Annotated in this window: 25 protein-coding genes; 12 read left to right on the top strand and 13 right to left on the bottom strand. The window is 74.5% G+C overall.

Annotated elements, in window-relative coordinates; genetic code table 11:
- Positions 1–386 precede the first annotated feature (386 nt).
- On the top strand, positions 387–1,178 hold the full coding sequence (locus O7607_RS27455) for a class I SAM-dependent methyltransferase (protein ID WP_269706333.1): 792 nt from the start codon (positions 387–389) through the stop codon (positions 1,176–1,178).
- Between the two features lie 23 nt (positions 1,179–1,201).
- Here O7607_RS27455 and O7607_RS27450 read toward each other — a convergent pair whose 3' ends face one another.
- From O7607_RS27450 to O7607_RS27415, 8 genes are all read right to left on the bottom strand, one after another.
- Positions 1,202–1,486 carry a hypothetical protein gene (locus tag O7607_RS27450; RefSeq protein ID WP_269706331.1) on the bottom strand — a complete coding sequence of 95 codons (285 nt, stop codon included), beginning with the start codon at positions 1,484–1,486 and terminating at the stop codon, positions 1,202–1,204.
- A gap of 237 nt (positions 1,487–1,723) precedes the next feature.
- Entirely contained in the window at positions 1,724–2,197 is a 474-nt protein-coding gene (locus O7607_RS27445) for a hypothetical protein (protein WP_269706329.1), read from the bottom strand.
- A gap of 14 nt (positions 2,198–2,211) precedes the next feature.
- A complete protein-coding gene (locus O7607_RS27440; RefSeq protein WP_269706327.1) occupies positions 2,212–3,501 on the bottom strand; it encodes a WXG100 family type VII secretion target in 1,290 nt (429 codons plus the stop codon).
- A complete protein-coding gene (locus tag O7607_RS27435) occupies positions 3,498–3,818 on the bottom strand; it encodes a type VII secretion target (RefSeq protein WP_269706325.1) in 321 nt (106 codons plus the stop codon). Before O7607_RS27435 ends, O7607_RS27440 begins: the two co-directional genes overlap by 4 nt.
- Positions 3,805–4,206 (bottom strand): YbaB/EbfC family nucleoid-associated protein, encoded by a 402-nt coding sequence (locus O7607_RS27430; protein ID WP_269706322.1) that lies wholly within the window; start codon positions 4,204–4,206, stop codon positions 3,805–3,807. Before O7607_RS27430 ends, O7607_RS27435 begins: the two co-directional genes overlap by 14 nt.
- Before the next feature lie 83 nt (positions 4,207–4,289).
- Positions 4,290–4,922: a hypothetical protein gene (locus tag O7607_RS27425; protein ID WP_269706321.1), complete on the bottom strand. Its 633-nt coding sequence runs from the start codon at positions 4,920–4,922 to the stop codon at positions 4,290–4,292.
- A 5-nt stretch (positions 4,923–4,927) separates the two neighbouring features.
- Positions 4,928–6,319, bottom strand: a complete 1,392-nt coding sequence (locus tag O7607_RS27420; protein ID WP_269706319.1) for a pyridoxal phosphate-dependent decarboxylase family protein — start codon at positions 6,317–6,319, stop codon at positions 4,928–4,930.
- Positions 6,320–6,360: 41 nt separating this feature from the next.
- A complete protein-coding gene (locus O7607_RS27415; RefSeq protein ID WP_269706317.1) occupies positions 6,361–8,328 on the bottom strand; it encodes a BTAD domain-containing putative transcriptional regulator in 1,968 nt (655 codons plus the stop codon).
- Positions 8,329–8,429: 101 nt separating this feature from the next.
- Between O7607_RS27415 and O7607_RS27410 the strand changes: the two genes are divergently transcribed.
- Positions 8,430–9,308, top strand: a complete 879-nt coding sequence (locus O7607_RS27410; RefSeq protein WP_269706315.1) for an alpha/beta fold hydrolase — start codon at positions 8,430–8,432, stop codon at positions 9,306–9,308.
- A gap of 50 nt (positions 9,309–9,358) precedes the next feature.
- Here the strand turns inward: O7607_RS27410 and O7607_RS27405 are convergent, their stop codons facing one another.
- Positions 9,359–10,330 (bottom strand): ABC transporter permease subunit, encoded by a 972-nt coding sequence (locus tag O7607_RS27405; RefSeq protein WP_269706314.1) that lies wholly within the window; start codon positions 10,328–10,330, stop codon positions 9,359–9,361.
- Complete coding sequence (locus O7607_RS27400; RefSeq protein ID WP_269706312.1) at positions 10,327–11,160, bottom strand: ABC transporter ATP-binding protein; 834 nt, start codon at positions 11,158–11,160, stop codon at positions 10,327–10,329. The genes O7607_RS27405 and O7607_RS27400 overlap by 4 nt, the downstream gene beginning before the upstream one ends.
- Positions 11,161–11,279: 119 nt before the next feature.
- On the opposite strand from O7607_RS27400, the gene O7607_RS27395 reads away from it, so the two are divergent.
- The 4 genes from O7607_RS27395 (at position 11,280) to O7607_RS27380 (ending at position 14,885) form a co-directional block, all read left to right on the top strand.
- Positions 11,280–12,398, top strand: a complete 1,119-nt coding sequence (locus O7607_RS27395; RefSeq protein ID WP_269706310.1) for a sensor histidine kinase — start codon at positions 11,280–11,282, stop codon at positions 12,396–12,398.
- Positions 12,398–13,045 carry a response regulator gene (locus tag O7607_RS27390; protein ID WP_269706308.1) on the top strand — a complete coding sequence of 216 codons (648 nt, stop codon included), beginning with the start codon at positions 12,398–12,400 and terminating at the stop codon, positions 13,043–13,045. The genes O7607_RS27395 and O7607_RS27390 overlap by 1 nt, the downstream gene beginning before the upstream one ends.
- Positions 13,046–13,110: 65 nt before the next feature.
- Positions 13,111–14,079: an ATP-binding cassette domain-containing protein gene (locus tag O7607_RS27385; RefSeq protein WP_269706306.1), complete on the top strand. Its 969-nt coding sequence runs from the start codon at positions 13,111–13,113 to the stop codon at positions 14,077–14,079.
- Positions 14,076–14,885 (top strand): ABC transporter permease, encoded by an 810-nt coding sequence (locus O7607_RS27380; protein WP_269706304.1) that lies wholly within the window; start codon positions 14,076–14,078, stop codon positions 14,883–14,885. The genes O7607_RS27385 and O7607_RS27380 overlap by 4 nt, the downstream gene beginning before the upstream one ends.
- Positions 14,886–14,929: 44 nt before the next feature.
- Here the strand turns inward: O7607_RS27380 and helR are convergent, their stop codons facing one another.
- Entirely contained in the window at positions 14,930–17,101 is a 2,172-nt protein-coding gene (gene helR / locus O7607_RS27375) for an RNA polymerase recycling motor ATPase HelR (protein ID WP_269706303.1), read from the bottom strand.
- Between the two features lie 222 nt (positions 17,102–17,323).
- Here helR and O7607_RS27370 point away from each other — a divergent pair, with 222 nt between their 5' ends.
- From O7607_RS27370 to O7607_RS27355, 4 genes are all read left to right on the top strand, one after another.
- Entirely contained in the window at positions 17,324–18,115 is a 792-nt protein-coding gene (locus tag O7607_RS27370; RefSeq protein WP_269706301.1) for a TetR/AcrR family transcriptional regulator, read from the top strand.
- Positions 18,116–18,217: 102 nt separating this feature from the next.
- Positions 18,218–18,364 carry a hypothetical protein gene (locus O7607_RS27365; RefSeq protein ID WP_269706300.1) on the top strand — a complete coding sequence of 49 codons (147 nt, stop codon included), beginning with the start codon at positions 18,218–18,220 and terminating at the stop codon, positions 18,362–18,364.
- Positions 18,364–19,581: a YeiH family protein gene (locus O7607_RS27360; RefSeq protein WP_269706299.1), complete on the top strand. Its 1,218-nt coding sequence runs from the start codon at positions 18,364–18,366 to the stop codon at positions 19,579–19,581. The genes O7607_RS27365 and O7607_RS27360 overlap by 1 nt, the downstream gene beginning before the upstream one ends.
- Before the next feature lie 32 nt (positions 19,582–19,613).
- The gene (locus O7607_RS27355) at positions 19,614–20,147 is read left to right on the top strand and encodes a flavin reductase family protein (protein ID WP_269706298.1); all 534 of its coding nucleotides are present in this window, start codon (positions 19,614–19,616) and stop codon (positions 20,145–20,147) included.
- A 31-nt stretch (positions 20,148–20,178) separates the two neighbouring features.
- On the opposite strand, the gene O7607_RS27350 is transcribed toward O7607_RS27355, so the two are convergent.
- Positions 20,179–21,192, bottom strand: a complete 1,014-nt coding sequence (locus O7607_RS27350; protein WP_269706296.1) for a helix-turn-helix transcriptional regulator — start codon at positions 21,190–21,192, stop codon at positions 20,179–20,181.
- 85 nt (positions 21,193–21,277) lie between these two features.
- Here O7607_RS27350 and O7607_RS27345 point away from each other — a divergent pair, with 85 nt between their 5' ends.
- On the top strand, positions 21,278–21,871 hold the full coding sequence (locus O7607_RS27345; protein WP_269706294.1) for a DinB family protein: 594 nt from the start codon (positions 21,278–21,280) through the stop codon (positions 21,869–21,871).
- Between the two features lie 7 nt (positions 21,872–21,878).
- Positions 21,879–22,970, top strand: coding sequence for a winged helix DNA-binding domain-containing protein (locus tag O7607_RS27340; protein WP_269706292.1), 1,092 nt, complete (start codon positions 21,879–21,881; stop codon positions 22,968–22,970).
- A 14-nt stretch (positions 22,971–22,984) separates the two neighbouring features.
- Here the strand turns inward: O7607_RS27340 and O7607_RS27335 are convergent, their stop codons facing one another.
- On the bottom strand, positions 22,985–24,193 hold the full coding sequence (locus O7607_RS27335; protein WP_269706291.1) for a MalY/PatB family protein: 1,209 nt from the start codon (positions 24,191–24,193) through the stop codon (positions 22,985–22,987).
- Positions 24,194–24,216: the final 23 nt, after the last annotated feature.

Genomic DNA, 24,216 nt, shown 5'->3' with positions numbered 1-24,216 from the left:
CCAGCTCGGTGACCTCGCGCCGTTCGGTACGGCGCACCACCCACCCGTACACGATGATCGCGGCCGCGGCGGTCGCGACGCCGAGGATCAGGCTGAGCACGGCGTTGTCCTGTGCCGCGACGACCGCGCGGCTGCCGACGACACTGACCGCGACGACGGCTAGGAACTGCTTCACCACACGCATGACGTTTCCTTCGAGAGGTCCGCGGCCGGAACGCCGCGGTTCACCGGAAACGCTATGGATTCGCAGGCCGGGAATCGTCACCGTGCGGTGGACACTTGCGGGTAGCTCGCACGGGGGACAGGCGCGGCGGTCGGGGCGTTTTGGAGCGTGCCCTGAGCAGAACCGCTGGCTTCGAGACGGCTTCGGCGGGCAGGCTGCCGGCATGGCGACGGGCTTCGGCGGTGAGGTAGCGACCTACTACGCACGGCATCGGCGCGGTTATCCGCCCGAAGTGGTCGACGCGCTGGCGGCAGCCTTCCGTCTCGGCGGCGACGACACGGTGGTCGACCTCGGCTGCGGCACCGGTCAGTTGAGCCTCCCGCTCGCCGACCGGGTGGGTGCGGTCATCGGCGTGGACCCGGAACCGGACATGCTGGCGATCGCCCGGCGTACCGCCGTGGAGCGGGGCACCACCAATGCCACGTGGGTGCTCGGCGGTGACAGTGACGTGCCCGCGTTGTCCCGGCTGCTCGGCGGACGAACGGTCGGTGCGCTGTCCGTCGCCGTCGCCATTCATTTCATGGACCGCGACGCCCTGTTCGAGGCGGCCCGGCCGTTGTTGCGCTCCGGCGGTGGCATCGCCGTCGTCACCAACGGCGAACCCCTGTGGATGCAGGACACCGAGTGGTCGCTCGCGCTGCGGGAGTGCCTGGAACGGATGCTCGGCCACTCCGTCACGGGGAGATGCCAGACCGACGAGGACGGGCGTCGGCGCAACCGGGAGGCGCTCGTGCAGGCCGGTTATCGGTACGAGGAGACGTCGGTGCGGTACGAGGCGCCGCTCACTGTCGACGACATGGTCGGCGGCGTCTTCTCCGCCATGTCCGCGGAGCAACTGCCGCCCCCGGAGCAACGCGCGGCGTTCGCCGCCGACGTGCGCGACGCTCTCGGCGGGGTGGACGTGGTGACCGAGCGGGTAACCGTCCGGTTGCAGTACGGGATCGCCGCCTCATAGCCGATCGCCGGGCGAGGGCTCAGCTACGTCACCAGGCGGTAGTTGGGGATACCTCTGGTGCGTTCCTCGATCGGTGCGGCAGTGGACAGGGCCGTCACTCCGGCGGGAACCGGAGCTCGCGAGACGTGGATGCCCTCCAGGCAGGTGTCGCACCAGAACGAGACGTAGCCGTGACCGGCGCCGGGGGGCGTGGTGAACACCATGCGCAGGGTCCGGTGACCGCAGTTCGGGCACTGGTGGTCGGACTCGGTCGGCAGCATGCGATAGACGACCTCGTACGCGTCCAGCCACTCGTCGAATGAAGCCACCAGCTACTCCTCCGGTCTGACTGGTCGGCTCCCGGCTAACTCGCGAAGAGCATGCGTTCCTGGAAGTCGCCCCGGTCGCGCCAAGCGTTACTCCACCGGCAATCTGTGAGTCGCGGCGACGAGTTCTCGAAGATGTGCCAGCAGATGGTGCCCGCCCTGCGTCGAAGACGCCTGAGATGCCTCTGCGGGCGAATCGATCCGGCGGGCTGTGACCACGATGCCGCACCACCCGCCCGATCAGCCCGCCGACGGCCGGCGGTGCTTCTCCCAGAGCGCCCGGTGCACGAAGTCGGGCGTGGTGCCGGGCGGGAAGTCCCGGTAACCCGACCGGGGGTCCCAGGCCGCCACAAGCAGGTCGAGGCCGTGCAGGAGAAGCGCCGGCCAAGAGCTCACCGCTGTCAACTCGGTGAACAACCGTTGCGCCTCGTCGCGCTGCGCCTCGCCGTCCCGTCGGCTGTATCCGACGTCCCACACGACGCTGTACCCGTCGATGACGGACTCTTCCTCCGGCTCGTCGAGCGGGTAGCTGTAACGGTTGACGGACAACTCGCCGCCGACGACGCCGGGCCGTCCGTCCGAGGCCGGTCGACTGAGGTAAACCCTGCCCTTGTCGTCTCGGCTGAACTCCACGCGCATGCGACCGGCGAGTTCTGCCGCCACGCCCTCGGGGGCCAGGTCGGTGTGGATGAATATGTGCTCGAAGGTGGACATGCGCCGCCCGGCTCCTAGGGAAGATCGATGATGCGGCCGTCGCCGAGAATGATGCGTACCGTCGCCGGCATCTGCTGGTCATGAACACGGGCCTGTCCGGCCGCCCGGCCGAAGCCTCGTCGCGCATCCTCCTCGGTCAAACCGACGTTACGACCGTCGAGAACCGCAACCCCGTCGGATCCTGCCTGTTCACCCGCCTCAAGGATATTCCGCCGTACGCTACTGCTGCCTGACCCGACCAGTGTCTTGAACTCGGTGATCACGCCGGGATCCTCCGGGCCAGTCCGCACCATCGCATCGGGATTCTTCATTTTGTGAACGTCGTCAATTCGTTCCCTCGGATGGACCATCTCACCTTCGCCTGCGAGACGGTCCGCGATCGCCCGCTCCTTCTCCTCGAACAGCGCGCGCGGATCGTGCACCCCCGGGCGGAACTCGTCGCCGAGTGGGCCGTGGTGTCGGCCCGGATCGAAGTCAGCGGGCCTCGACCCACGCGGGCCGTCCGGTTTGGCGGATCCGCCACCCGGAGCCTCAGGCGAGCGACGACCCAGAAGGCGGCTCAGTGCCTCCTTCAGCTTTCCGATCAGGTCGCCGAGCCGCCGCATCTCCGGCATCAGCCGCCGCAGACTCGCCAGCAATCCCCGCAACAACCGCCCGATCCGCGCCGCCCACGAGGCCACTGTCGTCGTCACCTGATCCACCACCAGCGGCGTCGCCAATCCCGCCGTGGCGACCAGTTCGGCCGCGTACACGATCAGGCGGGACACGCAGGCGGCGATGGCGTCGCGGACCAGCAGCCGCACTGCCGCGACAAGGCCGGCCGCGCCTTCGGTGATCGCGGCCATCGCCTCGGCGCCCTGCGCCAGCCCGGTGATGGCCTGCTGCTGTTCGCTCGCCCAGCGGCGGTAGCCGGTGGCGGCGGCGCCGGTCCAGCCGATGACCTCGGTGCGGACGGCGTGGGCCAGCTCAGCGGCGTCCTCGCGCAGCGACGCGGCGACGTTGCGCCAGGTCTGCGCGTGCGTGGTGATCTCGGCGGGGTCGCCGGCCAGCCAGTCGAGGGCCTCGCTGAGCGGCTTGACGTGCTCGATGAGCCAGGCGATGCCGTACTGGAGGAGGGCGCCGACCGGGTCGGAGACCAGGGCGAGCGCGTCGAGGCCGGCGCTGACGACGCCGAGGCTGCCGTCGATCCAGCTGCCGGTGCGGACGCCCTGGGCGATGAGTTCGATGTCCTCGCAGATCCACACGCCGGCCCAGGGAGTCGGACCGGAGTCCGCCGCAGTGGCGACCAGTGGGTTCGTGGTCACCGCCGCTGCCGTAGCCGGTCGAGCAGGTTGGCGGCGTGCGCGTCGGAGGCGCGGTAGCGCTCGGCACTGACGCGCACCTTCTCGGCGGTGTCGCGGACCGACGTGGCGGCGGTGCCGATGCCGTCTGTCAGCGTCCGTTGGAGGCCGTCGAGCAGGACCGGCATGATCGCGCAGAGCTGCCCGTACGCGTCGGCGCCCAGCCTGACGTGCTGGCCGGCCTGCCGGGCGGTGTCGATGCTGTCGGAGAGGCGGGTGAGGTGGGCGGCGTGCGCGGTCAGGTCGTCCGGGTCGACCTGGAGGCCGTCACCGGGCGGCATCCGGCGTGCCCGGGTCGGCGCCGAGCCGCCGCTGGTGGGACTCGACGATCGCCTGTCCGGCCGGGTCGTCCGCGCCGAGTACCGCGGTGGTGGCCTCGGTGAGCCGTCGCAGCAGGTCGGCGCGGGCGTCCCGGGTGACGGCGAGAATCTGCCGGGCGGTGTGTGCGGCGGAGTGCTGCCGGACGCGTTCGTCCAGCCGCAGGTCGGCGAGCAGCCCGGACGAGTCGACGGTGACCTCGACCAGACCGTCGGCGCTGCGCGCGGCGCCGGTCAGCGCCTGCGTGCGGGCGGACAGGTCGCGGGCCCGTGCCGCCTGGTCGGCCATCGACGACTCCCACTCGTCGAGCCGGCGTGCCGCCGCGTCCAGCGCGGCCTCGTCCGCCCACATCACGACCCTCCCCAGGGGACAGCGGTGAGCGTCACGCTACCAACCGATTGCGCTGCGTGTATGCCCGGTCTGGGTGCAGCGGTTCAGCCCTGCAACCGCTGCGCCCAGTAGACCTGGCCGTCCGGTCCCATGTGGACGAGTGCCAGCAGCAGGTCCGGCAGCGTCACGGGCGCGGTGGCGATCGGCGTCCGCTTCGTCCTGTCCCGGTGGGGAAACAGGGCGACGAACGTCAGAGGTGAGGCGCCCGCGTCGTGTATCCCCAGCCGGCTGCCGACGCTGAGCCACTCGTGCTCGCTGACCCGGATGTCGCCCGCACCGCGCAGCCAGGGGTAGCGGTCGGAGATTCTGTTCTCCACACCGGCGCCGCCGATGCCGACGCTGTCCTGCGGCGCGCTCACCGCGAACACCGACGGCTTCAGGTCGCTGCGCTTGTCGACGAGGAACAGCGCGAAGTATCCGCCCGCGAGCGGTGCCGGCGGCTTCTGCCACGACACGCGGCCCAGCACCAACTGGTCACCGTCGTAGGCCACCGGTGACTGGTACGCCGCTCCCAGCGCCGCCTGCGCCTGGTCGTAGCTGACGAACTCCAGCGACGAGCGCAGATGCAGCGCCTCCGGCCCGTACGGCGGGTGCTGGTGCCACCAGCGCCACCCGCCGACGGCCGCGACGGCCAGGACCAGCACGGCCGCCGTGGAAGCCGCCCGCCGCCACGTCACGGTCCTCAGTGAACCACGTCGCGGCCGTCCCGGTGGGCCACCCGGATGAGGGCCGCCACCGACCGGTCCACGTCCGCCTCCGTCGTGGTCGCGTTCGACACCGAGATCCGCATCAGCCGCCGTCCCCGCCACGTCGTCCCGCCCACCCAGCACGTCCCGTCGGCCTGCGCCGCGGCCACCACCCGGTCGGTGCGCGCGTCGTCGCCGAACCCGACCAGCACCTGGTTGAGCACCACGTCGTTCACCACCTCGAACCCGGCCGCCGCGAGTCCGTCGGCGAATCGCCGGGCCAGCGTGCAGCACCGCTCGACGAGCGTGGCGACGCCGTCGCGGCCCAGCTCCCGCAGGCCGGCCCAGACCGCGAAGCCACGGGCGCGCCGGGAGGACTCCGCGGTCAGGTCGGCGCCCGCGGGCACCCCACCGGAACCCACGAGGTACGCGGCCGCGAGTGACATGGCCGCCGCGTGCGCGTCGGGCCGGGCGCAGAACGCGAACGCGGTGTCGTACGGCAGGTTCAGCCACTTATGGCCGTCGCAGGCCCACGAGTCGGCCGCCTCCAGCCCGTCGACCAGGTGCCGGGTGGTAGGGCTGGCGGCGGCCCACAGTCCGAAGGCGCCGTCCACGTGCGCCCAGCCGCCGTAGCGGTGGGCCAGGTCGCAGGCGCGGCGCAGGTCGTCGCACGCGCCGGTGTTCACGTTGCCCGCCTGCAGGCACACGATGGTCGGGCCGGGACCGGCGTCGCGCAGCGCCGCGGCGAGGGCGTGCGGGTCGATGGCGCCCTGCGGGCCGGTCGGCACCGGGCGCAGCGCGTCGGTGCCGAGGCCGAGCAGGCGCAGCGACCTGTCGATGGTGGCGTGCCGTTCGGCGCCGGCGAACACGCGTACCGCCGGTGCGCCGGGCAGGCCGCGTCGTTCCACGTCCCAGCCGGCATCGGCGAGCACCTGGTGGCGGGCGGCGGCGAGCCCGGCGGTGTTCGCGGCCTGCGCGCCGGTGACGAAGCCGACTGATGCGGTCGCCGGGATGCCCAGCAGGTCCTTGAGCCAGGTGCCGGCTGCCGTCTCGGCGGCCACGGCGGCGGGGGAGGTGATCGCGTTGAACGCGAGCTGGTCCCAGCCGACGGCCAGCATGTCCGCGGCGGTGGCGGCGGGGGAGGCGCCGCCGACGACGAAGCCGAAGTAGCGCGGCCCGGCGGTGGCCACCAGGCCGGGTTCGGCGGCGGCCACCAGCTCGGCGAGCACCTGCCCGGGTGGGGTGGGCGCGTCCGGCAGCGGGTCGGCGAACGCCGTGGTCAGCGCGGCCTGGTCGACGGGTACGCCGACCGGCCGGTCCGGCAGCGACAGCCGGTAGTCGGCCGCGTGGTCGGCGGCGCGCCGGAGCAGGTGCCTCAGCTCGTCCATCGCCGCACCCTAGCCGAGGGCGCGTTCCGTCCGAGCGGCCCTCATGGACGGTCCTGACCGCCGGTCACCCCGAGTGCGGCGTGGAGCCGGTCCAGATGCGCGGCGACCGGCCCGACAGTGAGCAGGCCGCTGCCCGCCCCGGCCAGTTCGCCCGCCGCCGGGGCGAGCGCGTTCCGCGCCCGGACCATCGCGTCCCGGTCGTCTAGCGTCACGGCGGCCCGTGCGGTGAGGCACCACAGCGCCTCGAGCAGCAGGTCACGCGGCGGCGCCGGGGTGCGGCGCAACGCTCTCGCGGCTTCGTCGCGGCGGCCGTCGGCGAGCAGGACCAGCGGGCGGGCCCACGGCGCGTACGGGCCCCAGTCCGTGCCGGCGGGGAAGACGGCGGGCCGGTCGTGCCATATCCGCAGGCAGAGCAGCGCCAGCGGCAGCAGCCCGCGTTCCACGCCGGGCATGCCGCAGCCGGCCAGCCCGGTCGCCCACGACAGGTACGTCGCCTCCGCGTCCGGGTACGCGGCGCCGGTGGCGGCGGTCCGCATGGCCCGGTAGCCGTCGGTGAACACGCCCACCAGGGGGCTTTCGTGCCGCGCGGCGAGCCGGTCCGCCGCCTCGGCGTGCGCGTCCGCGGCGCTGAAGTCGGCGAGCGCGCCGCGAGCCTGCACCCGGATCAGGTGCCCGAGGATCTCCACTGTGGGCAGGCCGTGGCGGGCCGCGAGCGCGACCAGTTCGGCGCCGATCCCGTCCCGCTCGACGGCCAGCCCGGCGCGGTGGAACGTCTGCATGTACACGCCGTTGAGCGCCTGGGCCAGCAGCGCCGGGTCGGCCACCCGCCGGGCGATCGCCTCTGCCTCCCGCGCCGCCTGCGCCGGGCCTGGCGACGGCGTGCCGCGCGACTCGATCGCGACGGTGGCCAGCAGCCGGGCGCGGGTGGTTTCCGGCGCATCAGGGCCCAGGCCATCGAGCGCCCGCTGCGCCGCCGCGACGACCCGGGCCGCCTGCGCCGGGTCGTCCGAGCGGGTCCAGATCGCGGGTACGTCGTACCCGCCGATCACCCGCGCGGTGAACTCCGGGTCGCCCAGCTGCTCGGCCGCGGTGATGGCCGCCTCGCGCTGGTCCCGGGCGGCCTCCAGTCCGCCCGGCCCGGTCACCGCGAGGCTGCGCAACAGGCCGACTGTCGACTCCAGCCGGGCCCGCGCTCCGGGCACCACACTGCGCTCGTACGCCGCGGCGGTCTCCGCCCAGACCCGCGCTGGGCCGGTCGGTTCGGGTTCGGCCTGGCGCAGCAGGTCGGTCTCCAACCGCCGTAGGCGCGGTCCGGGGTCCAGGCCGAGCTGGTCGCGCAGCAGGTCCCGGGCCCGGCGCAGCACGGCGAGCGCGTCGGCCTGCCGCCCGGCCCGGTAGAGCGCCGACGCCAGCAGCGCCCACCCGTCCTCCCGCCACGGGTGCGCCGCGACGTGGGCGTCGAGGTCCGGTACGGCGTCGGCGGCCCGGTCCAGCGCCAGCAGCGCCTCGGCCCGCCGCTCGACGGCGGTGAGCCGGATCTGGTCGAGCCGGGACCGCTCGGCGTGCGCCCACTGGCTGTCGAAGTCGGCGTACGCGGGCCCTCGCCACCAGCCCAGCGCCTCGTCGAGCCGGTCGAGCGCCGCGCGGGGCAGCGCGTCGGCGACGGCGGCGACGGTGTCCTCGAACCGCCAGGCGTCGACGGTGTCCGGGTCGGCGCGCAGCGCGTACCCCGGTCCGTCGGTGACCAGCAGCCGGGCCGGCTCGCGGGGCGGACGGCGCGGTTCCAGGCGGCGGCGCAGCGCCGCGACGAACGTGCGGACCGCGCCCACCGCGCCGGCCGGCGGGTCGTCCCACAGGTCGTCGACGATCTGCCCGACCGGCACGGTGCGGCCCCGGGCGGCGACCAGCCGGGCCAGCACGGCCCGATGCCGGGGCCCCTTCAGGTCGACCGGCTCGCCCGCGTCGTCCCAGGCCGTGACCGGACCCAGCACACCGAAACCGACAGGCACCGACCCCTCCTCGACCCGGTGGTCACCGTATCGCGCTCATCGGTTGCTCATCGGGCGCCGCCACGCTGGTCAGGTACGACGAGACGAAAGAGGAGATCGAGATGAGCACCGCCATCGCGGGATTCGACTACCAGCGCGTTCCGGTCGCCGAGGGTGTGGCGCTGAACGTGGCGGTGGGCGGCAGCGGCAGCCCGGTCGTGCTGCTGCACGGCTTCCCGCAGACCCATCTGATGTGGCGGCACGTCGCCGCCGACCTGGCGGGGGAGCACACGGTGATCTGCCCCGACCTGCGCGGCTACGGCGCCAGCGACAAGCCGGCCGCGGACACCGAGGACACGTACAGCAAGCGGACCATGGCCGCCGACGTGGTCGCGGTGGCCCGCGCGCTCGGACACGAGCGGTTCGCGCTCGCCGGGCACGACCGGGGCGCCCTGGTCGCGGTCCGGGCCGGCCTGGACCACCCGGACGCGGTCACTCACCTGGCGTCGCTGGACGTGCTGCCCACCCTCGACATGTGGGACGTGCTGCACGGCACGTCGGCGTCGGTGGCGTTCCACCTCTACCTGATGGCCCAGCCGCCCGGCCTGCCCGAGACGATGATCGCGGGCAGCGCCGACGCGTTCTTCGGGCACTTCCTGGACGCCTGGGCCGGTGACCCGGCGGCCATGCCGGCCGAGGTGCGCGCCGAGTACCTGCGGGCCTCCCGGGAGGCGGTCGACTCGATCGTCGCCGACTACCGGGCGTCGGCCGGGATCGACGTGGCGCACGACCGGGCGGACCGGGACGCCGGCCGGCGGCTGACCATGCCGGTCACCGTCATCCAGCAGGACTGGGGCGCCGCGCTCGGCTACGACGCGGCGGCGGTGTGGCGGGCGTGGGCACCGGACCTGGAGCACCGCACCACGACGGCCGGGCACTTCATGGCCGAGGAGGCGCCGGCCGAGATCAGCGAGGCGCTGCGCGCGCTGCTGAAGCGTTAGGTACGGCGGTCCGGGCGCGCCCCGCGCCCGGACCGTCCGCCCCCGTCCGCTCAGCCGGCCCGTCTCCGTACGTGCCACAGGCCGAGCGCCGCCAGCAGACCGGCCGCGCCGAGGTGGAGCGCCAGCTCGATCCACTGGAACGCCCAGAACCGGCGGTTCGGCTGGTAGGCCAGGTCCACGTGTAGGTCGAGTGCGCCGAGACAGACCGCGGTGTCGCCGAACGTGCCGGTGGCGCCGGTGCGCGGCGGGTCGCGGAAACAGGTGCCGAACGCGGCGTCGGAGAGCTGCCGCCCGTCGGCGGTACGCAGCGGGCTGATGTCGGTGACCCACGCGCCCGGTACGTCCAGTCCGCCCACGACCGGTGAGCCGGTGATGCTGCCCAGGTTGCGGGCCCGGTTGACCGCCTCCGCGGTCATCGGCACGGTGACCCGCTCCGGCGGCAGGTAGTGCGGGCGCAGCAGGTTCGGCACGGCGAGCTGCACCGCGACCACGGCCAGGAACACCACCGCCATGGCCGGCAGGGTGCGGCGCAGCACCAGCCCGGCCACCACGCCGAGGACGAGGCCGAACACGGCGTACCCGACCGGCGCGACGCCGCGCGCGCCGAACAGCACGGTGCTGAACCGATCGCCCGCGACCCGGTCGACGGGCGCGGCAGCCCAGGTCAGCAGCGCGCCGAGCACCCCGGCGACGAGCGCGGCGGCGACCGAGAGCACCGCGAGCTTGACCGCCAGCCAGCGGCGGCGCGGCACGCTCTGGTTCCACACCAGCCGGTGTGTGCCCTGCTCCAGTTCCCGGGCCACCAGCGGCGCGCCCCAGAACGCGCCTATCAGCGCGGGCACCAGCGCGAACCCACCGGCGAGGAACAGCATCGTCTGCCCGTACCGGCCGGGCAGCCGGGCCGGATCCGGTACGGCCCGGATGTCCGCGCCGAGCCGCAGCAGGTAGGCGGCGGCCAGCACCAGCAGGACGGCGCCGACGAGCGCCGGGAGGCGGAACTGCCGCAGCGTCAGCCAGATCACCCGGTCACCGCCGGGCGGGCGGCGGCCCGGGACAGGTACGCCAGGACCAGCTCCTCCAGCGTGACCGGCGCGCCGTCGCGTACCGCCGGGCCCCGGACCACGACGCGGCCGGGCTCGGCCCAGACCACCTCGGCCCCGGCGGGCGCGGCGGCGGTCCGATGGTGCGTGGCGAGCAGGTCCGGGACCGGGCCGGCCACCTGGACCCGGGCGGCGCAGAGCACGACCAGGTGGTCGCAGACCTGCGCCACGTCGCCGAGCAGGTGCGAGGAGAGCACCGCCCCGGCGCCGAGTTCCCGCACGAAACCGGCCAGCCCGTGCATGAACTCGCGGCGCGCGAGGGGGTCCAGCGCGGCGGCCGGCTCGTCGAGGATCAGCAGCTCGGGACGCTTCGCGGCGGCCAACGCGAGGGCCAGTTGCGCGCGCTGGCCGCCGGAGAGCCGGCCCGCCTTCTGCGCCGGGTCCAGGCCGACCTCGTCGATCCGCCGCCGGGCCAGCGCCGCGTCCCAGGACGGGTTGAGCCACGCGCCCATCCGCAGGTGCTCGGCCACGGTCAGGGACGGGTAGACCGGCGTGTCCTGGGCGACGAAACCGACCCGGGCCAGGTGCGCCGCGTCGGCGGCCGGCGGCGAGCCGAGTACCGTCAGCGAACCCGAGGTCGGTGCGATCAGCCCACAGGCCAGTTGCAGCAGCGTGGACTTGCCGGCGCCGTTGGGGCCGACCAGGCCGACCACGTGCCCGCGCGGAACGCTCAGGTCGCAGTCGGCAAGCGCGGTGCGGCGGCCGTACCGTTTGGTCAGCCGCTCGGCGTGCAGGGCGAGTGGTGGATGCATGCGGCTCATCCTGGGCACTCCGGGGCCGGCGGGCATCGGTCCGGAGCGGGGTCCGGCGCGCGGACGGCCCCTACTTTCGGCCGGTTCGCGGCGGCCCGCGATCTCCTAGCGTGCTGGGCATGGCTACCGAACGGCTCACCCGGGTGGCGGCGACGGCGGGGCTCGCCGTGGTGCTGCTCGCCGCGATCGGCGTCCAGGCGGTGGCGATCGCCGCGAGCTGGGGCCTGCGGTACTGGCTCGCCGGCGGCGCTGCCGCCGTCGTGGTCGGCGCGCTCGCTCTGGTACGCGACAGGCAGCGCGTCGTCACCGCCACCGCCGGCCTCGTCGTCACCGCGTCGGTGGTCGCCGCCGCCCGGCTGGCCGACCTGCCGACCGAGCCGGGGCCCGCGCTGGCGCTGGCGTCGGCGGTCCTGGTCGGATCGGCGGTACGCGCGTTGCCGCCGCTGCCCGCCGGACTGATCGCCGCCGGTGGCCTCGCGGTGGCGGCCGGGGCGTGGGCGGCGGCCCGGCCGGGCGCGGGCGGTTCCGGGGTGGTCGCGCTCAACGCCCTGTGCTGGCTCGGCGGCGCCGCCACCGGGCTCACGCTGCGGCTGCTCGACGAGCGGGCCCGGGCCACGGCCGAGCGGGTACGCCGCGACGAGCGCCTGGAGTTGGCCCGGGAACTACACGACGTGGTGGCCCACCACGTCACCGGCATCGTGGTGCAGGCGCAGGCCGCCCACCTGGTCGGGCGGCGTGATCCGGCGCGCGCCACGGCGTCGCTGGCCGGGATCGAGGCGGCCGGCGGCGAGGCGCTGCGGGCCATGCGCCGCCTGGTCGGGGTGCTGCGCGACACCGCCGACGCGCCCCCGGCCTCGGCCGGTACCGAGCAGATCGAGGAGCTGGTCGAGCGGTTCCGCCGGCAGGGCCCGCCGGTGCGGCTGCGGCTACCGGGGGAGACGGCCTGGCCGCCGGAGGTCACCAGCACCGTGCACCGGATCGTCCGGGAGGCGCTGACCAACGTGGCCCGTCACGCCCCGCACGCCGGGCAGGTCACTGTGGACGTGGTGCGGGAGCCGGACGCGGTGGTTGTCGAGGTGACCGACGACGCGTCCGGCGCGCCCGCCGAGTCCCGGGGCGGATACGGACTGATCGGCCTGCGGGAGCGCGTCGAGGCCCTCGGCGGCACGCTGCACGCCGGACCGCGCCCCGGCGCCGGGTGGTCGGTGCGGGCCTCCGTGCCGTGCGGGCGGCAGTGATGGCGATCCGGGTGCTGCTCGCCGACGACCAGGCGATGGTGCGCGGCGGGCTGCGGCTCATCCTGGAGGACCAGCCCGACATCACAGTGGTGGCCGAGGCGTCCGACGGCGTCGACGCGGTCGCCCAGGCCCGCCGGCTGCGTCCCGATGTCTGCCTGGTGGACATTCGGATGCCGCGGCTCGACGGGCTCCAAGTGACCCGGGCGCTCGCCGGGCCCGAGGTGGCCGACCCGCTGCGGGTCGTCGTGGTCACCACCTTCGACCTGGACGAGTACGTCTACGGCGCGTTGCGCGGGGGAGCGGCCGGGTTCCTGCTCAAGGACGCCGGACCGGCGCTGCTGGTGGAGGCGGTCCGGGCGGCGCACCAGGGCGACGCGCTGGTGTCCCCGTCGGTGACGGTCCGGCTGCTGCGGCACCTGACCCCGCCCGCACCACCCCGCGACGACCGCCGCCCGGCGTTGTCCGAGCGGGAGGTCGAGGTGGTGCGCGAGATCGCCCGGGGCCGCACCAACCTGGAGATCGGCGCCGAGCTGTTCATCTCGCTGAGCACCGTCAAGAGCCACGTCTCCGCGGTGCAGACCAAGCTCGGCCTGCGCAACCGTACCGAGATCGCGGTCTGGGCGTGGGAGCACCGCGTGGTCGACTGAACCGTTGGCGGACGCCCTACCGTACGTTGTACGTTAGTGGCCGTCGTCAACGGAGGGGGACAGACGTGGAACACGCGATCCTCGCGGAGGGCCTGCGCAAGCGGTACGGGGACAACGTGGCGCTGGACGGCTTCGACCTGCGGGTGCGGCCGGGCACCGTGTGCGGGCTGCTCGGCCCGAACGGGGCGGGCAAGACCACAGCCGTGCGCATCCTGGCCACGCTGCTGCGCTTCGACGCCGGGCGGGCCGAGGTGGCCGGCTTCGACGTGGCGGGTCAGGCCGACCGAGTGCGCCACCGCATCGGCCTGGTCGGCCAGCACCCGGCGGTGGACGAGGCGCTGAGCGGCCGGGAGAACCTGGTCATCTTCGGCCGCCTGTTCCACCTGGACCGGGCCGCTGCGCGACGGCGGGCCACCGAACTGCTCGACCGGTTCGGGCTCGCCGCCGCCGCCGACCGGCCGGTACGCACGTACTCCGGTGGCATGCGCCGCCGCCTCGACCTGGCCGCCGGCATGATCCTCGCGCCGTCGGTGCTGTTCCTCGACGAGCCGACCACGGCGCTGGACCCGCGCGGGCGCAACGAGGTGTGGGAGGCGGTCCGCGACCTGGTACGCGCCGGCACCACGGTGTTGCTGACCACGCAGTACCTGGACGAGGCCGACCAGCTGGCCGACCGCGTCTGCGTGCTCGACGCCGGGCGGGTGATCGCCGAGGGCACCCCCGACGCGCTCAAGTCCCGCCTCGGCGGCGACCGGATCGACCTGGTCGTCCGCGACGCCGCCGACCTGGCCACCGCCGCCGCCCGGCTGCGCGCGGTCGCCGTGGCCGAACCGGTGCTCGATCCGGACCGGCGGGCGGTCAGCGCCCAGGTCGGCGACCGGGCCGGCGCGCTGACCGAGGTGCTGCGCGCGCTGGACGCCGACGGCGTGGTCGTGGCCGACGTGGCGCTGCGCCGGCCCACTCTGGACGAGGTGTTTCTCCAGCTCACCGGCGCGTCGGCCGCCGCCCGTACCGGCGTGGAGGTGACCGCGTGACCGCGACGGTGAACCCGGCCCGGCGTCCGTCCCTGGCCGGTGACGGCCTGACGCTCACCGGGCGTGCGCTGGCGCACTGGCGGCGCGAGCCCGGGCCGCTGATCGGCTCGCTGGGCTTCGACATCCTGATGGTGCTGATGTTCGCGTACCTGTTCGGCGGCGCGCTCCAGGTGCCGGGCGGCGGCAGCTACCGGGAGTTCCTGATGCCCGGCATGTTCGCCATGACCATGGTCTTCGGCATCAGCATGACCACCATGGCGGTCTCGGCGGACCTGGACCGGGGCGTCACCGACCGGCTGCGGTCCATGCCGGTGTCGCGGCTGGCGCCGCTGCTCGGCCGCGCTGTGGCCGACCTGATGTTCGCGGTGGTGACGCTCGCCGTCATGCTGCTCGTCGGCCTGGCCGTCGGCTGGCGGGCGCGCGGCGACCTGGGCGACACGCTCGCCGCGTTCGGGCTGATCCTGCTGCTGCGGTTCGCGCTGGTCTGGGTGGGCATTTTCCTCGGCCTGACGGTGAAGGGGCAGAGCGCGGTCACCGCCGTGCAGACGCTGGAGTTCCCGCTCGGCTTCCTGTCCAGCGCGTTCGTGGCGCCGTCCACGATGCCCGCGTGGCTGGGCGCGGTCGCCGAGTGGAATCCGCTGTCCGCCACGGTCGGCGCCACCCGGGAGCTGTTCGGCAACCCCGGCTGGGGCGGCGACTGGTGGGTGGCGGCGCATCACCCGCTGCTGGCGGTGCTCTGGCCGCTGGCGCTGGTCGCGGTGTTCCTGCCGCTGTCGCTGCGCCGCTACCGGGCGCTGAGCCGCTGAGCCGGGGCCCCGGGGGCGGCGCGCGGCCGCCCCCGGGGCGCCGGTCACGGACCGGTGAGCACGACCAACTGGCCGGTGGCCCGGGTCATCGCGACGTACCGGTCCACCGCGCCGGCGATCCCGTCGCCGAACGACTCCGGGTCGACCAGCACCACCAGGTCGAACTCCAGCCCCTTGGCCAGTACGGGGCTCAGGGACCGGACCCGGTCCGTCGCCGGGAACCCGGGATCGCCGATGACGCACGCGACGCCCTCACCGTGGGCGGTGAGCCAGCCGTCCACCACCGCGCGCAGCTCGGCGCGGGCGCCGTACCGCACCGGGGCGCCGTCGCGGATGGACGTGGGCACGTTGGCATCCGGGAGCACGGCCCGGATCACCGGCTCGGCCGCCGCCATCACCTGCGCCGGGGTGCGGTAGTTGACGGTCAGCGTCGCCACCTCGACCCGGTCGAGGCCGACCCGGGTGAGCCGCTGCGGCCACGACTCGGTGAACCCGTGCCGCGCCTGCGCCCGGTCACCGACCACGGTGAAGCTGCGCGACGGGCAGCGCGCCAGCAGCATCTGCCACTGCGCGTCGGTCAGCTCCTGCGCCTCGTCCACCACGACGTGCGCGAACGGCCCGGCCAGCAGGTCCGGATCGGCCACGCTCAGCGCGCTTTCGTCGACCAGGCTGGTGCGCATGTCCTCGCCGTACAGCATGGTCATCAGACCCTCGCCGTCGTCGTAGGCGTGCGACGCGATCAGGGCGTCGACCACCGTGTCCATCTCGACGCGCTGCGCGGCCAGCACCGCCTCGTCGCGGCGCCGCCGCAGCGACGCCTCCGGGTCGCCGACGCGCCGCCGGGCCGCGTCCAGCCACGGCAGGTCGGCGACCGTCCAGGCCCGGGGGTCGGCCCGCCGCAGCGTACGGATCTCCTCGACGCTCAACGAGGGTGCGCACCGGCGCAGGTAGGCCGGCACCGACCACAGGTCGGCCACCACGTCGAGCGGGTCCAGCAGCGGCCACGCCCGGCCGAACGCGGTGGCCAGTTCCCGGTCGCGCCCCAGCGCCCGGCGGACCGCCTCCTCCGGCTCGTCCCCCCGGTACTTCTCCACCAGGATCGTGAGCAGTTCCTCCCACACGTCGTCACGGGCCTCGTTGTGCGGAACACCCGGACCGGCCGCCTCGAAGGCCGTCGCCCAGTCTTCGGGGGCGAGCCGCAGCTCGGCGTCTCCGACGCCGACTGTCATCGTGGTCGTGGGCGGCTCCTCGTAGAACCGGACCGCGGCGTCGACAGCTCGCACGACGTCCGCCGAGGCCTTCAGCCGGGCCACCGCCGGGTCGGTCTCCGGCGCCGCCGCCGCGCCCTCCGGCACCAGGTCGGCGAGGGTGCAGATCTGCACGTCCTCCTCGCCCAGGCTGGGCAGCACGTCGGAGACGTAGTTCAGGTACGGCTGGTGTGGCCCGACCACCAGGACCCCGCCGCGGCGCTCGCCGAGGCGCGGGTCGGCGTGCAGCAGGTACGCGGTGCGGTGCAGCGCCACCACCGTCTTGCCGGTGCCGGGACCGCCGTCGACCACCAGCGCGCCTCGGGAACCGGCCCGGATGATCGCGTCCTGGTCGGCCTGGATGGTGCCCAGCACGTCACGCATGCGCGCCGACCGGGTCGCGCCCAGGCTGGCGATGAACGCCGACTGGTCGTCGAGCGCGGCGTGCCCGGCCAGAGCGTCGGCGGTGAACACCTCGTCCCAGTAGTCGGTGATCCGCCCTCGGCTCCACCGGTACCGGCGGCGGCTGACCAGGCCCATCGGGTCGGCGTGGGTCGCGCCGAAGAACGGCTCGGCGGCGGGGGAGCGCCAGTCCAGCAGCAGCCGGCCGCCCGCGCCGTCGGTCAGGCCGAGCCGGCCCACGTACACCGGGTCGCCGCCGTCCGCGCCGACCATCCGGCCCAGGCACAGGTCCAGGCCGTAGCGGCGCAGCGTACGCAGGCGCGCGCTCAGCCGCCGCACCTCCTGGTCCCGGTCGACCGCCTGCCGGCCCCGGCCGCCCGCGGCCCGGCGTGTCTCGTCGAGCCGGTCGGTCAACTCGGCGATCGAGCGGCGCAGGCTGTCCGCGATGGCCGCGAAGTGCCGCTCGTCGGCGGCGATCAGGTTCGGGTCGGCCTTGGCCGACAGACGCTCGGGAAGATCGAAAACGCTCGTGGCAGGCAGATTCAACTCGTCTCCGATCACGGGCACGGCCGAGCCTCCGCTCCTCGCGGCTTTTCGAATGGCTCGGCAATGGGTTACGGCCGGCAATTGTGCGCCGTCACCCCGGTCTTGCGGCAAGACCGGGGGTGCGCTATATGTTGGTAGTGGCGGGAGAACCCGCCATTCTTTTTGCCCGAACAATTCTCGGGCCGCCTTTTTCGCGTCCCGCCGACGGCCGCCTGCCGGCGCGGCCGGTAGGATGACGGCACCATGTCGAAGGAGCGCCGGCGCAAGGCCGATCCCGCCCGCAGCCTGGCCCTTCTCTGGCGTACCCGGGAGCCGGCCAGCCGTGGCGCCGGTCCCGGTCTGAGCGTCGACCGGATCGTGCGCACCGCCGTCGAGATCGCCGACGCCGAAGGCATCGACGCGCTCACCATGCGCCGGGTCAGTGAGGCGCTGGGCGTCGGCACCATGTCCGTCTACACGTACGTGCCGGGCAAGGCGGAACTCCTGGACGTCATGGTGGACACCGTCCTCGGTGACCTGCCGCGCCCGTCCGACGTGCCGGGTGGCTGGCGCGGCCGGCTGGAGCGCATCGCGCGGGACAATCTCGCGCTCTACCGGGCCCACCCGTGGCTGCTGCGCGCCGAGACGACCCGGCCGGTGCTCGGCCCGAACGTGCTGGCCAAGTACGACTACGAACTGCACGCCGTCGCGGACATCGGGCTGGACGACGTGGAGATGGACGCGGTGCTCACGCTCGTGCTGGGGCACGCCAAGAACGCGGCCCGGGTCGCGCTGGACGTGGTCGAGCTGGAACGGGAGACCGGGATGACCGACGACCAGTGGTGGCAGACGCACGGGCCCTGGCTGGAGAAGTTCATGACCGCCGGCAGCTTCCCGCTCGCCGCGCGGGTCGGTACCGCGGCCGGGATGGCGCACGGCGCGGCGTACGGGCCGGATCACGCCTTCGAGTTCGGTCTCCAGCGGGTGCTCGACGGCATCTCCGTGGTGGTGGCCGATCGTGCCGCCGGTGAGCCGGAGCGCGGTAAGACCTTGTAATCCTACTAGTTAAGTAGGAAACTCTTACCGGGGTCGATGATCCCCCGTCACCCCTCGCCTCCGGCTGCCCTCCTTCGCCCGCGCGTACCCGTAGGAGCCCTCATGAGCAACGCGCCCACGCCACCCGAACCGCCCACCGCACGCACCTCCCGGCTCGCCCTCAACGAGGACTGGGCCGCCACCGTCCTCGGCCTCGCGCTGCTGCTCCTGGTGCTGGCCGGCGCCATCCCCGCCGGGCTGGTGCCGTGATGGCCGCCACCCCGGAGCCCGCCGTCCGCAGCACCGCCGGGCCGTCCGTGGCCTCCACCGAGGACGCCCGAGCCGTCGCGACCTCGGTGGACCGGCCGGACGGTACGCCGTCGGACGTCCCGCCCCCGGCCGACCTGCGCTCCGGCGCGTTCTGGGCCTGGACCGCCCTGGGTCTGCTGGTGGTGCTCGGTCTCGCCGCGCTCACCCGCTACCTGGAACAGAACGTGCCGCTCTGGGCCGAGGGCAGCGCGATCGAGGACGTGGCCGGCGCGGTCGAGTACCCGGTCTACGCGATCCTGCTCGGTCTGCTCGGCAACCTCGTCGTCACCGTGACCGGCCTGCGGGACCGGATCTCCGCCGCGTTCCGTACCGAGTTCTTCATCAAGACCGGTCTGGTGCTGCTCGGCGCCTCGATCAACCTCGCCGTGATCGCGAGCGCCGCCGGTCCCGCCATCGCCCAGGCGCTGCTGCTGATCAGCGGCGTGTTCCTGTTCACCTGGTGGCTGGCCGGGCGGTTCGGCCTGGACGAGAAGCTGCGGGCGCTGCTCGCCTCGGCGGTGTCGATCTGCGGAGTGAGCGCCGCCATCGCCGCCGCCGGCGCGGTGCGGGCACGAAGGGAACAGCTCGCGTACACGGCCAGCCTGGTCATCGCGTTCGCGCTGCCGTCGATCTTCCTGCTGCCCTGGCTGGCCGACGTGCTCGGCCTCTCCGACGCGGTCGCCGGCGCCTGGATCGGCGGCAACATCGACACTACCGCCGCCGTCACCGCCGCCGGCGCGCTCGCCGGTGAGGACGCGCTGCAGATCGCCAGCATCGTCAAGGTCACCCAGAACGCGCTGATGGGCGTGGTAGCGGTCGCCCTCACCGCGTACTTCGCGCTGCGCGTGGAACGCCGCCCGGACTCCCCGCGCCCCGGGCTCGGCGAGCTGTGGCGCCGGTTCCCGAAGTTCGTCCTCGGGTTCGTCGCCGCCTCGGTGATCGCCACCTGGTACCTCGACGCGGCCGGGTCGGACGGCAAGGCCACCATGGCGATCGTCACCGACCTGCGCGTCTGGTTCCTCATCCTGGCGTTCGTCAGCATCGGCCTCGAGGTCCGTGTGTCGTCGCTGCGCGAGGCCGGCTGGCGGCCGGTGACCGTGTTCGGCGCCGCCACCGTGTTCAACCTGGTGCTGGCGCTCGGACTGGCGTCGGTGCTGTTCCACGGCTTCACGGTCTGACCGGTCCCGCCCGTACACCTTGGAGGAACACCGTGACCGAGCCCGCCGACACCCCGGTCGACGCCGACGTCGAGGCGCTGCGGACGCTGCTGCGGCACCAGGCCAGCACCGTCACAGTGGTCACCGCCGCCGGACCGCCCGCGGCCGGGTTCACCGCCACCTCGTTCACGGCGGTGTCGCTGCGACCGCCGATCGTCTCGTTCTGCCTGGACCTGGGCTCGTCGAGCTGGCCGGTGGTGTCCCGGGCCCGGCACGTCGGCGTGCACCTGCTCGGGCACGGCCAGCACGAGGTGGCCCGGACGTTCGCCACCAGCGGGATCGACAGGTTCGCCGGGCCGACCCGCTGGCAGCCCGGCCCGGAAGGGGTGCCGGTCCTCGACGACACACTGGCCTGGCTGCTGTGCCGGGTGGTGGACCGGGTGGTCGTCGGGGACCACGCCGTCGTGCTGGCCGAACCGGAACTGCTGCGGCACGCCGACGTCGGCACGCCGTTGCTCTACCACAGGGGACGGTACGCCGGCCTGGCCGACACGACCGACCCCGGCGACCGCCGCTCCGCCGCCTGAGCGCCGGCCCGCCGCGACCAGGCGGCGGGCGCTACCGGGGGCCCGGCGTGTCCGGGCTCCCGGCAGCGGCAGCGGCGTAGCGGCGGGCCAGGCGGGCGAACGCCTCCCGCAGCTCCGGCGGCCCGACCACCTCGATGTCGGCGTCGTAGCGGCCGAGCACGGCGGCCAGCCCGGCCCACGACCAGGCGCCGAGCACCAGGCGGCAGCGGTCCGGGCCCAGCTCCTCGACGACTCCGTCGCGGGTCCACCCGGACACCACCCGGGCGGGCAGGTCGAGGATCACCTCGCCCCGGCAGGGCCAGTCGCCCGGCCCGGTGGCGCCCTTGAACCGCCCGGCGACGTACGCGGCCACGTCCCCGCCGGGCAGCTCACGGGGCCTGAACCGGGGGCCGGTGGGCGTACGCGGGCTGATCCGGTCGACCCGGAACGTGCGCCAGTCGTCACGGTCGAGATCCCAGGCGACGAGATACCAGCGCCCGCCCCAGGTGACCAGGTGGTGCGGCTGCACCCGGCGCGGCGGCCGGTCCGGATCCGGCGGCGCGGTGGATACCGACTCGTAGTCGAAGCGCAGCTCCTCGCGGGCGTGGACGGCGGCGCTCAACGTCATCAGCAACGCCGGTTCCACCCGGTGCCGGGCGGGCGTACCGGCGCGTTGCACGTCGACCACCCGCAGCGCGTCGACCCGGTGCCGCAGCCGCGGCGGCATCACCTGCCGCACCGTGGTCAGGGCCCGCGCGGCCGCCTCCTCGATGCCGGTCACGCCGCTGGCCGCGGTCTGCAACGCCACGGTGAGCGCGACGGCCTGCTCGTCGTCGAAGAGCAGCGGCGGCAGCGCGGAGCCGGCGCCCAGCCGGTAGCCGCCGTCCGGGCCCTTGGCGCTCTCGATCGGATAGCCCAGTTCACGCAGCCGGTCGACGTCGCGGCGCACGGTACGCGGGCTGACCCGCAGCCGTTCGGCGAGCAGCGACCCGGGCCAGTCCCGTCGCGCCTGCAACAGGGACAGCAGCGAGAGCAGCCGGGCGGAAGTCTTCGGCACGGCACGCATTCTGCCGCGAGAAGAGGACACTTCCTGACCGCTACGCCTGCGAGGGTGGACCCGTACCCGATCAGGACCGGAAGGAACGATGACGATGACCGACACCACGACGACCCCCACCACCACGACCCCCACCACCCTGGACGCCGAGCGGGCCGACCTGCTGGCCGAGCTGGCCGACGCGCGGAACATGCTGATCAACACGGTGCGTGGCCTGACCGACGAGCAGGCCGGGCAGAAGCCGACGGTCAGCGCGCTCTGCCTGGGCGGGCTGATCAAACACGTCGCGTCCACCGAGGAGGCGTGGCTGCGGTTCGTGGTCGAAGGCCCGTCGGCGATGTCCTTCGCCCTGCCCGAGGGCGTCACCTGGGAGGACTTCATGTCCGGCCAGGCCCGCGAGCTGCCGCAGTGGGCGATCGAGCGGGGACGGGACTTCCAGATGCTGCCCGAGGACACGCTGCCGGCCATTCTGGACCGGTACGCCCGCGTCGCCGCCCGTACCGAGGAGATCGTGGCCGGCGTCGAGGACCTGTCGGCGACCTGGCCGGTGCCGGACGCGCCGTGGAACGAGCCGGGCTCGGTGCGCAGCATCCGGCGGGTGCTGATCCACGTCATCGCCGAGACCACCCAGCATGCCGGGCACGCGGACATCCTGCGCGAGAGCATCGACGGCCAGACCACCACCTGAGCCGGCCGTGACAGTTCTCGACCGGCGTGCGCTGAACCGGGCCACGCTCGCCCGGCAACTGCTGCTCGACCGCGCCGACCTGCCGGTGACCGACGCGGTGACGCACCTGTGCGGGTTGCAGGCCCAGGAGCCGCAGGAGCCGTACGTCGGGCTGTGGTCGCGGCTGCGGGCCTTCGACCCGGCGGTCCTGTCGGACCTGCTGGTGCGCCGCCGCCTGGTGCGTACCCATCTGATGCGCCGCACCGTGCACCTGCTCGCGGCCGGCGACGTGCTGGCCTGGCGGTCCCGGCACGACGCGATGCTGCGGCAGCGGGTGCTCGGCGTCTACCGCGGCGAGTTCGACGGGTTCGACCTCGACGAACTCGCCGCGGCGGCCCGGGAGGTCCTGGCCGACGGCGAGCCCCGCACCACCGCCGAGATCGTGGCGGCGCTCGCCGCGCGCTGGCCGGCGACCGACCGGCGGGCGCTCGGCGAGATCGTGCTCGCGCTGGTCCCGGCCGTGCAGGCGCCGCCGCGCGGACTGTGGCGGACCACGGCCGGCGTCCGTACCGTCGCTCTGGCCCGGTGGCTGGGCCACGACGCCGACCCGGCCGGGCCGGACGGCGACGACCGGGCCGGGCGGGCGCTGGTGCGGCGCTACCTGGCCGCGTTCGGGCCGGCCGCGTCGGCGGACCTGCGCGCCTGGTGCGGCCTCGCCGGGCTGCCCGCGGCGGTGGCGGCGGTCCGCGACGAGCTGGTGGCCTTCCGGGACGCGCGGGGCCGGACCCTGCTGGACCTGCCGGACGCGCCCCGGCCCGACCCGGACACGCCCGCGCCGGTACGGTTCCTGCCCGCCTTCGACAACGCCGTGCTCGGCTACCACGACCGCAGCCGGATTATCGACGACGCCCACCGCACCCTCTCCGTGGCGGGGGCCCGGTTCGTGCTCGTCGACGGCCGGGTCGCCGCCACCTGGACGGTCGACGCGGCCGTCGTGGTAGTCACGCCGCTGCGCGCGGTCAACCGCGCCGAGCGCGCGGCCGTCACCGCCGAGGGCAGCGCCCTGGCGTCGTTCCTGTCCGAGGGCGACAACCAGGGGGTACGCGTCGCCGCGAGCTGACCGTGGGCTGCCGGTCAGTCGGGTACGGCGCGGCCCATCCGGGTGACCGCCTCGGTGAGCACGGCGGGGGAGGTGGCGAAGTTGAGCCGCACGAACCCGGCGCCGCCGGAGCCGAAGACGTGCCCGGAGCTGAGCGCCACCCGGGCCCGGTCGAGGAACATCCGCGCCGGCCCGGCCAGCTCGCTCGCCACCCCCGGTCCGTCGCCCGCCTCGGTGGGCACGCCCAGGTCGCGGCAGTCCAGCCAGGCCAGGTACGTGCCCTCCGGCGGCCGCCACGACACCGCCGGCAGGTGCTCGGCCAGCAGCGACCCGAGCAGCGCCCGATTCGCGTCCAGGCCGTCGAGCAGCCGGTCCAGCCACGGCCCGCCGGCCCGGAACGCGGCCGTGTGCGCGAGCACCCCGAGGTGGCTGGGGCCGTGGCTGACCTCCTCCGGCATCCGGGCCAGGTCGTCCGCCGCGTCCGGCCCGGCGACCGCCAGCGCCGCCTTGAGCCCGGCCAGGTTCCACGCCTTCGACGCCGACAGCAGCGCGAACGCGTTCCGGGCGCCCGGCACCGTCAGGTACGGGGTGAACCGCGCACCGGGCAGCGCCAGCGGCGAGTGGATCTCGTCGGACACCACCCGGACGCCGTGCCGGGCGGCCAGCTCGGCGACGGTCGCCAGCTCGTCGGGCTGGTGCACCACACCGGTCGGGTTGTGCGGGTTGCAGAGCAGGAACGCCGGCCGGTCGCCGATCGCGCGGGCGCGCCGGAACGCCTCCTCCAACGCGGCCGGGTCGAGTCGCAGGTCCGCGCCGAGCGGCGCCTCGAGCACCCGCCGCCCGGCGTTGGCGACGAACGCGTAGAACGGCGGGTAGACCGGGGGAGTGACCACCACCGCGTCGCCCGGGCCGGTGACCAGGCGCAGCACCTCGACCGTACCCATCATCACGTCCGGCACCAGCGTGGCCCGGCCGACCGGGAAGTCGGCCCAGCCCCACCGCTGCGCGGCGAACCCGCCGACCGCCTCGGCGTACGCGGTGCCGTACGAGTAGCCGGTGTCGCCCAGCTCGACCGCCCGGCGCAGCGCCTCGGCCACCGGCGGCGCCAGCGGTACGTCCTGCTCGGCGACCCACAGCGGCAGCACGTCCGGCGGGTACAGCCGCCACTTCACGCTGGTGCGCTGCCGGAGCTGGTCGAGCGTGAGTCGGGTGAGCGGGTTGCCGTCGTCGGCGGAAACGACCATGCGGCCCACACTAGGTTCCTCCT

This window comes from Micromonospora sp. WMMA1949, from assembly GCF_027460145.1.
GTDB lineage: Bacteria > Actinomycetota > Actinomycetes > Mycobacteriales > Micromonosporaceae > Micromonospora.
The sequence above is the reverse complement of the archived record's forward strand: the minus strand, read 5'-3'. Positions and strand labels throughout refer to the sequence as shown.

Bases quoted from the DNA above. Each gene is read 5' to 3' on its own strand.
- O7607_RS27455 (WP_269706333.1), top strand. From the start codon at position 387: ATGGCGACGGGCTTCGGCGGTGAGGTAGCGACCTACTACGCACGGCAT.
- O7607_RS27445 (WP_269706329.1), bottom strand. From the start codon at position 2,197: ATGTCCACCTTCGAGCACATATTCATCCACACCGACCTGGCCCCCGAG.
- O7607_RS27435 (WP_269706325.1), bottom strand. From the start codon at position 3,818: ATGCCGCCCGGTGACGGCCTCCAGGTCGACCCGGACGACCTGACCGCG.
- O7607_RS27430 (WP_269706322.1), bottom strand. From the start codon at position 4,206: ATGTGGGCGGACGAGGCCGCGCTGGACGCGGCGGCACGCCGGCTCGAC.
- O7607_RS27420 (WP_269706319.1), bottom strand. From the start codon at position 6,319: ATGGACGAGCTGAGGCACCTGCTCCGGCGCGCCGCCGACCACGCGGCC.
- O7607_RS27410 (WP_269706315.1), top strand. From the start codon at position 8,430: ATGAGCACCGCCATCGCGGGATTCGACTACCAGCGCGTTCCGGTCGCC.
- O7607_RS27400 (WP_269706312.1), bottom strand. From the start codon at position 11,160: ATGCATCCACCACTCGCCCTGCACGCCGAGCGGCTGACCAAACGGTAC.
- O7607_RS27395 (WP_269706310.1), top strand. From the start codon at position 11,280: ATGGCTACCGAACGGCTCACCCGGGTGGCGGCGACGGCGGGGCTCGCC.
- O7607_RS27390 (WP_269706308.1), top strand. From the start codon at position 12,398: ATGGCGATCCGGGTGCTGCTCGCCGACGACCAGGCGATGGTGCGCGGC.
- O7607_RS27370 (WP_269706301.1), top strand. From the start codon at position 17,324: ATGTCGAAGGAGCGCCGGCGCAAGGCCGATCCCGCCCGCAGCCTGGCC.
- O7607_RS27365 (WP_269706300.1), top strand. From the start codon at position 18,218: ATGAGCAACGCGCCCACGCCACCCGAACCGCCCACCGCACGCACCTCC.
- O7607_RS27360 (WP_269706299.1), top strand. From the start codon at position 18,364: ATGGCCGCCACCCCGGAGCCCGCCGTCCGCAGCACCGCCGGGCCGTCC.
- O7607_RS27350 (WP_269706296.1), bottom strand. From the start codon at position 21,192: ATGCGTGCCGTGCCGAAGACTTCCGCCCGGCTGCTCTCGCTGCTGTCC.
- O7607_RS27345 (WP_269706294.1), top strand. From the start codon at position 21,278: ATGACCGACACCACGACGACCCCCACCACCACGACCCCCACCACCCTG.
- O7607_RS27335 (WP_269706291.1), bottom strand. From the start codon at position 24,193: ATGGTCGTTTCCGCCGACGACGGCAACCCGCTCACCCGACTCACGCTC.